This is a genomic window from Anabaena cylindrica UHCC 0172 (assembly GCF_034931625.1).
GTDB lineage: Bacteria > Cyanobacteriota > Cyanobacteriia > Cyanobacteriales > Nostocaceae > Anabaena > Anabaena cylindrica_A.
Genome location: NZ_JAYGGY010000068.1, coordinates 1 through 9,411, shown reverse-complemented (window position 1 = coordinate 9,411; position 9,411 = coordinate 1). Strand labels below are relative to the sequence as shown.

At 38.3% G+C, this 9,411-nt stretch carries 10 protein-coding genes; 9 read left to right on the top strand and 1 reads right to left on the bottom strand.

Translation table 11 applies throughout. The features are described from left to right. Nucleotides 1–61 precede the first annotated feature (61 nt). A complete protein-coding gene (locus tag VB713_RS13735) occupies nt 62–553 on the top strand; it encodes a gluconokinase (protein ID WP_323312079.1) in 492 nt (163 codons plus the stop codon). Here the strand turns inward: VB713_RS13735 and VB713_RS13730 are convergent. Continuing rightward, a complete protein-coding gene (locus VB713_RS13730) occupies nt 550–1,521 on the bottom strand; it encodes a carbohydrate kinase (RefSeq protein ID WP_323312078.1) in 972 nt (323 codons plus the stop codon). The two genes, VB713_RS13735 and VB713_RS13730, sit on opposite strands and share 4 nt — an antisense overlap. Nucleotides 1,522–1,872: 351 nt before the next feature. Between VB713_RS13730 and VB713_RS13725 the strand changes: the two genes are divergently transcribed. From VB713_RS13725 to VB713_RS13690, 8 genes are all read left to right on the top strand, one after another. Continuing rightward, a complete protein-coding gene (locus VB713_RS13725; RefSeq protein ID WP_323312077.1) occupies nt 1,873–2,148 on the top strand; it encodes a helix-turn-helix domain-containing protein in 276 nt (91 codons plus the stop codon). 396 nt (nt 2,149–2,544) lie between these two features. Next, nucleotides 2,545–3,192, top strand: coding sequence for a DUF6391 domain-containing protein (locus tag VB713_RS13720; protein ID WP_323312076.1), 648 nt, complete (start codon nt 2,545–2,547; stop codon nt 3,190–3,192). 17 nt (nt 3,193–3,209) lie between these two features. Continuing rightward, a complete protein-coding gene (locus VB713_RS13715; protein WP_323312080.1) occupies nt 3,210–4,205 on the top strand; it encodes a glycosyltransferase in 996 nt (331 codons plus the stop codon). An 816-nt stretch (nt 4,206–5,021) separates the two neighbouring features. Then, nucleotides 5,022–6,278 carry a DUF4912 domain-containing protein gene (locus tag VB713_RS13710; RefSeq protein ID WP_323312075.1) on the top strand — a complete coding sequence of 419 codons (1,257 nt, stop codon included), beginning with the start codon at nt 5,022–5,024 and terminating at the stop codon, nt 6,276–6,278. Nucleotides 6,279–6,597: 319 nt separating this feature from the next. Further along, nucleotides 6,598–6,765, top strand: a complete 168-nt coding sequence (locus tag VB713_RS13705; protein WP_016952441.1) for a ribbon-helix-helix domain-containing protein — start codon at nt 6,598–6,600, stop codon at nt 6,763–6,765. Between the two features lie 27 nt (nt 6,766–6,792). Further along, nucleotides 6,793–7,239, top strand: coding sequence for a hypothetical protein (locus VB713_RS13700; protein WP_323312074.1), 447 nt, complete (start codon nt 6,793–6,795; stop codon nt 7,237–7,239). A gap of 228 nt (nt 7,240–7,467) precedes the next feature. Further along, a complete protein-coding gene (locus tag VB713_RS13695) occupies nt 7,468–8,394 on the top strand; it encodes a phosphodiester glycosidase family protein (RefSeq protein ID WP_323312073.1) in 927 nt (308 codons plus the stop codon). 518 nt (nt 8,395–8,912) lie between these two features. Next, on the top strand, nt 8,913–9,411 hold a 499-nt coding region (locus tag VB713_RS13690; protein WP_323312072.1), incomplete at its 3' end, for an AAA family ATPase.

The window sequence follows — 9,411 nt, the reverse complement described above, 5'->3', positions numbered from 1 at the left end:
ATCATATCATATGTTATTTGTCAATATTTAGAGGGCTGCTGCTAAAGCAGCTAATAATCTGATGATTATTCTTTTAATGGGTGTTTCTGGATCTGGTAAAACCACTATTGGTGAACTTTTAGCAAAATCACTAAACTGGGAATTTCATGACAGTGATACTTTCCACCCACCAGAAAACATCGAAAAAATGATGCTTGGTATTCCCCTCAATGATGCCGATAGAATGCCTTGGTTACAAGATATACAAGCCCATATCAAAATTTGGTTGCAAGAAAATAAAAATGTAGTTTTGGCTTGTTCTGCCCTTAAAGATAGTTATCGCCAAATTCTCTTATGTGATAGCCGCAGTGTACTAGTTTATCTCCAAGGATCATTCAATGTCATTCAAGAACGACTAAGAAAGCGGCAGCATCACTTTATGAGTAAAAAACTCCTCAAAAGCCAGTTTGATGACTTGGAGGAGCCAGATAACGCTATCTATGTAGATATTTGCCAGCCGAATGAAGTGAGTGTAGATAAGATTAGAAAGGCTTTAGGGATTGAGGCGAGTTAATGGGAAGCTAGAAAAGCATCAACTTCAGCAGGAGTAGGTTGGGATGCGATCGCACCTGGTTTAAGAGTAGTCAGCGCCCCCACAGCACTGGCATAGGTGACAACTCGTTTTGCGGTTTCTCCATCTCTCAAACTTTGAATACCAGATATATGTAATTGATGGATAAACCCAGCCAAAAAGCTATCTCCCGCACCCGTAGTATCAACAACAGGTATAGAAAATGCAGGTATTTTGCCCTCATTTTCACCTAAACAATAAGCACAACCGTTTTCACCGTCTGTCACTAAAACCCCTTCCAGTGAATTCAATCGGTAAGTAATAGCTCCTGGATCTGTAGTATCAAATAACCATTGAGCTTCTTCTTTAGTCAATTTGAGAAAATCAAATCTCTTCAATAATGCCTGAATTTTTGACTTGGCTGTATTTTCATCTTGCCAAAATACTGGTCGCCAATTTACATCCAGAATAATTTTCAAGTCATATTGTTCTGCTAACTCTAAGGCTCGCAAAACAGCTTGCTCACTTTCAGGATAGGCCAGTTCTAAAGTTCCTACTACCAAAAAGTCTGCTTCATCAAACAGCGAATGTGGCAGTTGTTTAGCTTGAAGACGGGTATCGGCAAATTCGGAAGTATCATATTGACCAAATCCAGCAAAAGTGCGATCGCCTGCCAAATCCCTAGTAACATAGACTTGTCGTGTTGGTGCTATGGGATGACGTTGTACACCCTTTGTATCTACACCGATATCCTGTAATAGCTTCACCAAATCATTACCAGTCTCATCCTCTCCTACAGCACCAATAAATCCTGCTGCCGTTCCCAACTTCACCAAAGCACAGGCTACATTAGCAGGCGCTCCCCCTGGGTAAGGAGTCCAAGACTGCACTTCTTCCAGCTTTAGCCCCAATTGATCAGCTAAACAATCAAACAAAACTTCGCCAAGGCACAAAACACGCGGATTACTCATCTCATTTTTGATTTACGACTTGGGATTAAGAATATGTATAAAACCTACAACAATCTTTATTCATTTGTCTCCAGTTATTCATAGAATACAATAGCAATTTTTATGACTAAATAGGGTATATATGCTTCTAAATTCCCAAATTTATTACCTCAGTAGCCAAGGAAATTGTTATGCCAAGCTGTACTATTTAATACAAAGTATTTAATTGGCTAGATTAATTTCCAGATCAAATCCAAAGAAAATATGGACTTTGGTATTAGTGGGAACATTTGTAATGCCTACCTCTGAGAGAATCTTTTAGAATTAGAAAGAGCGATTGAGTACATATACCAAGGGAGAAATAAATAAGTCATGGCTGCTAATGAGTCTCAGACCACTGTTAGTCTGTCAGACAGAGAACTGCAAATAATCGACTTAGTGGCCACAGGCTTAACTAACCAAGAAATTGCAGGAAAACTGGAGATCAGCAAACGTACAGTTGATAACCATATCAGCAACATCCTCACCAAAACCAAAACAGACAACCGAGTCGCTTTGGTTCGCTGGGCTTTACGGTGGGGGAAAGTTTGCCTAAACGATGTCAATTGCTGCACTCTTCCTACCTATAACGAAGAAACCATTGGTTAGTCGATTGCTATTACTCCCATCTGGTATGCTGAAAAGTCAATTTTGAGGTTTACTGATTGTTCTCCTCCTCACTCCTATTTTTCAGTGTGAACCTCTACCACAAGTTCCACAACTTTCACTTAAGCGGGAGTTGACGCTAAGGAATCAACTTTCTTTTCACTATTGGAACTTGTATATCAGAATTCCTCTTAGAATTCAGCAAAACAGATAACTGAGGAAAGGCTCAAGGAATCAATAGACTTTCTTCAGAAGTCAGAGAAGGCTTAAGGGGAAAAGAGTATAGTTTTTATTTACTCTTTTCCCCACACCTTCATTTTTTCAAAAAATTAGTAATAAGACAGCGACGCAAGCGCTACATTGGAAAGAAATCTATGTTGCTTTATCAGCTTGGGGAAAATGAATACTCCTACTTATTTTCCAGATGACTCATCTCCCTTTAATTTTTTGGACTTTACAGCACCACATTCCCAACAAGATGCTGAATTACTCAAACAGCTATCTTTTCTGCCTGGGTTACAAGAAATTCTGATGCTGCGTCAGGTTCACGCCTTAGAACACGCTACTGTTTGGATTCTCAGTGAAACTAAAAGCGCTTATTCCCCTCCAGGAAAGCCCACTAATGTGCAATTGGATAACGAACTATTGGGCGGTTTGTCCACAGAACAGGGATTTTATCTATATGGTGATGTGAATATAAGTCATTTGCGACGTGCGGTAACACTAGCCCAACATCGTCTCACCAGCGGAGAATGGGATTTAGCCGTGCATCCCCGTTGTGGTACAAATTTATCTGTAGCAATGCTTTTAACTGCTGGATTCGCTATAGGTGTGCATTTATTGTTACCATTTCGACCACTTGAACAATTGATAGGCTTAGGTTTAGCAGCGACAACAGCATCTGAACTTGCACCCGATTTAGGTTTGATAGCCCAACGTTATCTAACAACAGCTATACCATTTAACCTAGAGACTGAAAATATTGTCCGTACCCGCGATTCCTGGGGACGTGAAGCGCATTTTATTAAAGTAAAATGGTGTGAATAAATACTATTAATTTTATGATGAGAAAACTTTATTTTTTAGTACCAGGAACAGATGGAAAATTTGCCTGTGGTGGTCTTTGGGCAGAGTTGAAAACAGTTAATTTAGCTCAACAGATTTGTCATGCTGATGTTGTTACTTATCGACAGAGAGAAAAAGATCAACTATTTCTTGATGATCTACTCAAAGAAAACAACTTAAATGATGTGATATTTATCATTAGTTGGGGATTTGATATCGCTAAACTAGCGCCCAAACTGCAAAAATATAATGTTGTTTATCATGCTCACACTGCTGGGTATAAGTTCAATCTACCCTCAGATATTCCCATCATGACAGTCAGCCGCAATACGATGGGATATTGGGGACAAAAATCACCTAATTCTTTAATTTATTATTTACCTAATCAAATTGCTGATGAATTTACAAATTTGCATCTTAATCGAGATATTGATATTTTAGTTCAAACTCGAAAATCTTCTGAATATTTAATCAAAGAATTAATTCCCTCGTTACAACAAAAATGTAATGTCTTTGTCGTTGATTCTTATATTGAAGATTTACCAGGATTATTTAACCGAGCAAAAGTTTATCTTTACGATTCTGCTGAATATTGGGCGCAACAAGGCGTTAGTGAAGGATTTGGCTTACAACCAATGGAAGCTCTTGCTTGTGGGTGTCAGGTTTTTTCTAGTATTAATGGTGGACTTTCTGATTACTTAGATCCTGGATTTAATTGTTATAAAATTGCTGGTTATTCTCTAGAGTATGATGTGCAACGTATTCTTAAATCTCTAGCATCTCCAGTTTCTTTAACTTTATCAACAGAACTGTTATCAGAGTATCGGAGTGAGAATATCATTAAAAGATTTACATTAATTTTGGCAGAGATAAATGAGTTTTTTGATTACCAAATTCATCCCTCTTCAAAGATTCAAGATTTAACAAAATTGCGTTTAACAAAACTATTTATACAAAGAGTATATGGTAAAATAAAGCAAAAATATTTTTCGTAATTCAAAATAATCAGATTTACAGCGGTTTCCGCTCTTATGAGGTACATCTTAGCCCCCTCATCGCTTGCGGGGAGGGGGTTGGGGGTGGGGTTCTTGTACTTCATAACACCGGGAAGTGCTGTATATCGTTCGCCTTTTACTACTGAGCAAATAATTTGCTGATTTTGACTAGAAGTGGGGCATTTATACCTATACTAAAAACGGGTTAAAAGTGTCATTCTGAACGAAGTGAAGAATCTCCGAGATACTTCGCTGCACTACGTTACGCTCAGTATGACATAAGTCCAAATTTCACCCGTTTGCAGTATACATATAGGCAAAATTATAGCAGTAGTTGTCAATAAAACCCTTTCGTTGCAAGGCTTTGCAATTAAATTTTGTCTGATTAACTAGATCCCCGATTCCTCAAATTAGTCGGGGATTTGAGCTTGTAAATATCAATGTTATGGAATTTTGACATAAATCCCCCCAGAAACTATCTATGTCACAGTTTCCTGACATAATGATCCCCAAAGGGCTGATAAATACGTCAAATAGACGAAAAACCGTCTTCAGACCCCTTGCTCACTAGGCATGATTACCGGTTAATATCTATTTAACGAAAGCACGCCGCTGATCCCGAAGAAATGCTAATGATAGCAAGACTAGGAATTAAGCAAGTTGTGTATCTCCATTTAAAAACAAACTAAAACACTTATAAACTGGGCAAAACCAGGAGTCAGGAATAAGAAATTCATCTGGGATAGATGACATTTTATAAACCATTCTATAACCCGGGGATATCATTTACCTTTACCACTACTGGAGGCCAAATTAATGGCAAAAGAACGCCCCCCGCTAGAAGAGATGACATTACGGCAACTTCGTAAAGTTGCTAGTGAATATAGCATTTCTCGCTATAGCCGAATGCGTAAATCTCAACTGCTGGCATCAATTCAAGAAGTCCAGCGCAATAAAGTTTCGCTTAGTCCATCTCGTTCACTGGAGGCACAGGAGACCGTGGAAGCAGCAAAGTTTGAATTAGGTCAGGAAGATCGTACTGGTGGTTCTCTCGCTGATGTGGATGAGGCACTTGCCGATTTACCAGCGGGTTACGGTGATAGCCGTATTGTTTTGTTACCTCGTGATCCCCAATGGGCTTATACATACTGGGATATTCCCAATGATCACAAAGAAGAACTACGCCGTCAAGGTGGACAGACCCTAGCGTTGCGGATTTATGATGTTACTGATATTAACATCGAACATCAAAGTCCCCACAGTATCCAGGAATATCCTGCTGATGAATTAGCAAGAGAATGGTATTTACCAATTCCGGTAAGCGATCGCGATTATGTTATTGATATCGGTTATCGTACCGCAGATGGTCGTTGGTTAGTACTAGCTCGTTCGGCAAGAGTCCACATTCCTCCTGTCTATCCTTCCGACTGGATTGAAGATGTCTTCATCACCGTAGACTTTGAAGAAGAATTGCGCGGTACGACTAAGTACGAACTAGTTCCCCCAGAGAAGAAAATCGCCACCACAGCAGCAGCTGCTACTGGAACTACAAATGGCAACCCCATTTATGACCAAATCTTTGGTTTAGCAGAATCTGTTGAAGCTCAACGAGTCGCAGGTTCTCTCTTCGGTTCCATGCAACAAGTACCCGGATCTGCACTTCCAGAACAAGCTATCAGTTCCTACGTCTTCCCATCTGGTGTGGGTATGTGGGCAGTTCCTAGCGTATCTGGTTTAACCATGTCCGGTGTCGGTATGTCTGGTGTTGGCTTCTCCGCTTCCGCAGTACCTGTACGTCCTCGTCAGTTCTGGTTAATTGCTGACGCTGAATTGATTGTATACGGTGCAACTGAACCAGATGCAACTGTAACAATTGGTGGCCGTCCCATCAAACTCAATTCAGATGGTACATTCCGTTTCCAAATGTCCTTCCAAGATGGTGTAATTGATTACCCAATTTTGGCTGTTGCTGCTGATGGTGAACAAAGCCGTTCTATTCACATGAAGTTTGAGCGGGAAACACCATCTCGCAATACCAACACCAAAGAAGAAGCCGTTCTGGAATGGCGTTAGTAAATTTTGAATTTACCCATTGAATTTTACATTACGCCATAACTGCAATTTTTAATCATCCCCGCTATAGTCATCCTGTAGCGGATTTTTTTTATGATATGTGCTTAAAAACCTGCGTTGCGAGCCGCAACATCTGTTGATACCAATATTTATGAGGGGATTAGTAAGCGATCGCTGACAGATACTTGTCTGATTGGCTTATCTGTTGTTATATTATCTATAGCTTCTGAAGTTATCTATAAATTCTAATAGCTTCTAAAATATTTGGTTTTTGACTGAGCGAGAATGTAACCTTAAGTTATCTATAGTTTCTGAAGTTATGGGTCAAACTAAAAAGGCAAAAATTACATTTACTTGCTCACATGAACTGCGGGAAGAATTAGAAAGTATTGCAAATGCTGAAGATCGTACATTATCCAATCTTGTAGAACGGATGATTACACGAGCAATTCAGAGCTACAAACCTCAAGACCAGAAAGCAAGTTAGCCACACGCACAGCCAGCAAAAATCGGCATGACCAACCCACAGCCAGTAGACACCGACACCCGTCTAACCAACATCGACTCACACCTACAGCAGTTAGATGATGAGTTTGAGACTGTCAAACAGCTTTTGATATCAGCCGCTTCCTATGCTGAATCAGCCAATAATCGCATTGACAGGCTATCAGAAAGACAAGATATCACCCAAAGACAGCTTGACGGGTTATCCGTAACAGTTCAAGTCATGGGTGAAACAGTTCAAGTCATGGGCGAAAAAGTTGACAACTTTATTGTCAAAGTAGATGAGCAGTTTGACCGCTTAAGCCACAAAATTGACGATTTTGTGGATACAACCAAAGCGCGTAATGCTGTAGTAAATAATGTAGTTCTCGAATTACGAGATGGCCAACAATCAACAAATGCTGCTATAGAGAGACTAGAGAGGATTTTAGAGCAATTGCTGAGGCAAAAAGACTAAAGAAGACGGTGAATTCATTTACTGTCATTTTTTTTGTATCGGACAGTTAGCAAGTAAAATACAGCAGATTGCAGATTAATGAAGTACAGAATCAAAATTGAAACCTAGACACCAAGCTATTTTTACTTCTGACTTCTGACTCCTGAATTCTGCTGTATTACAGAGGATGATAAGGCAATAAATTAAATGATTGATTTGTTATGTGATCATAAACGCAGATAAACACCGATGAACACAAATAAATTATTTTTGATATCTATTCCCATAATTAGCGTCGGTTTATTATTAGGTTGTCAGGATATGGTAGCTAATTCAGCACCAAAACCATCCACTAATTGTCCTAGTAATAATTCTAAGTTTAGTATTGAATTTTTCAAGGCTAATAATAAAGGTGAAAGATATTCTAGAGGTATCAATCATGTGATTATTTTTAATCCTAAATCCCCAGCTTTAGATTTTAAAGTTAATGTTGGTTTGGCTCATAAAATATATGCTAAAGATGGCAAAGGAAACTTTCGTAGAGAATATATACCCAAACAATTTAGTCAATTAATATCAGATGAAAATTCTAAATTAAATGGTAAATCACCAATTGCAGCTATTAATGCTGACTATATAGATACTGTGAATAAACCCCAAGGTTTAAATATTTCTCGTGGGATAGAGTATTCTGGTGCATTTAAAAATAAACGTTCTTCCTTTGGGATATCAGGAGGAAAACCAAGGGAACGTAGAGCTACTATTGATACTGGCAGAAGAGGAGCGAATATTCTTAATTACAATTTAGTGGGAGGTAATGGCAGATTTTATCGTCAGGGTCGGTTTAAAGATATTTGTAAAGCCTTGGGAGAATTTGCTTGTAAAGGTGCAACTAATCGCTCTATGGCAGCAGTTACTAGTAAAGGTTATGTGATTTTGTTAGTTAATGATGTGAAAGCTAATTCTAGTATTCAAACTTCTGCAATTAATAAAGAGTTACTACCAAGTCAGTTTGATGATGTCTTAGAAGGAATTGCTAAAAACAATTGTTTAGGAAGAATTCAAGAGGGGATGTTATTTGATGGAGGTATGTCTCCGGGATTGTTTTATAACAATAAAATTTATTTGGAAAACTTTGGTCCGATTGGTTCGGTGTTTTTGATTTATAAGAAGTGAAAGGGATAAGAGGGAGAATTAAAGTTTTCCAATACTCCTTTTTTGCGTTTAACGACAGAAGGAAAGGTAGATTTAAACCAGGTTGTTTTCAAATATCTTGCACGTCCAAGTGAAATCAGGTTTACTGATACTTTACCAAAAACCATTTCCGGTAAGATTATGCGGCGTTTATTGCGAAATCTGGCAGCAGGGCGGAGGTGTCGGGGGATACTTCAACTTTGGAGGATCGCAGTATTTTGGATAAGTTGCGCGAAGGTGTATAGTTTGAAATAGTCTCACGCAAAGGCGCAAAGTAATCTGGGATGGGCAAAATTGCCTACCCTATATTTATGATTGGGTTTAAAAATTAAGCACCTTAGTGATAGATGCAGATAAAAATAACACATACGCTGCTACAATAACCTCAAGCAATATTTACAATTTTAATGAGTAAGCCTACGCAGAAACGATAAGAAAGCTTAAAAGCAGACGATGAAAAACTGGAATTTTTGAAATATTAAGTAAGGATTAGTTTTACAATGCTGCAAAGTATTCGTATTCAAAGACTCAAAAAATTTAAAGATGTAGAAGTATATTTAAGCCCTTTTACTGTGCTAATGGGTGAAAATAGCTCTGGTAAAACTACCGTACTACAGTCAATCAATTTAGCTTTAACTAGTTTAGCTAATGAGAGATTTATAGAAAATGATGGTCAAAATGTAAAAATAAAAAACAAAGGATTTGGTTCGTCAACTCTACCAGGCTTGAGTATTTCAGATTATAAAGAAGCCTTCTATGCAAAAGTGCCAAGAGGAGGAAAAGCTGGAGGAGCCGGTGGTATTAATCTTGAGTTAAAAGATATTAAAAATAATAATTATAAACTTCAAATACGATCTCTTTTCGGTAGCTTTAACATCAAGTGTATTTCAGAACCAATTGACTTGTCAAATAATCCTGAATTACATTTACATCTCCCATTATATAGGGAGCAACGCGATTTTGTGAAGTCGGGGAAAAAATGTGCTTTTAGCTACTCGC

Excerpts from the sequence above, each read along its gene's own strand:
- VB713_RS13735 (WP_323312079.1), top strand. The coding sequence starts at position 62 with ATGATTATTCTTTTAATGGGTGTTTCTGGATCTGGTAAAACCACTATT.
- VB713_RS13730 (WP_323312078.1), bottom strand. The coding sequence starts at position 1,521 with ATGAGTAATCCGCGTGTTTTGTGCCTTGGCGAAGTTTTGTTTGATTGT.
- VB713_RS13725 (WP_323312077.1), top strand. The coding sequence starts at position 1,873 with ATGGCTGCTAATGAGTCTCAGACCACTGTTAGTCTGTCAGACAGAGAA.
- VB713_RS13720 (WP_323312076.1), top strand. The coding sequence starts at position 2,545 with ATGAATACTCCTACTTATTTTCCAGATGACTCATCTCCCTTTAATTTT.
- VB713_RS13715 (WP_323312080.1), top strand. The coding sequence starts at position 3,210 with ATGAGAAAACTTTATTTTTTAGTACCAGGAACAGATGGAAAATTTGCC.
- VB713_RS13710 (WP_323312075.1), top strand. The coding sequence starts at position 5,022 with ATGGCAAAAGAACGCCCCCCGCTAGAAGAGATGACATTACGGCAACTT.
- VB713_RS13705 (WP_016952441.1), top strand. The coding sequence starts at position 6,598 with ATGGGTCAAACTAAAAAGGCAAAAATTACATTTACTTGCTCACATGAA.
- VB713_RS13700 (WP_323312074.1), top strand. The coding sequence starts at position 6,793 with ATGACCAACCCACAGCCAGTAGACACCGACACCCGTCTAACCAACATC.
- VB713_RS13695 (WP_323312073.1), top strand. The coding sequence starts at position 7,468 with ATGAACACAAATAAATTATTTTTGATATCTATTCCCATAATTAGCGTC.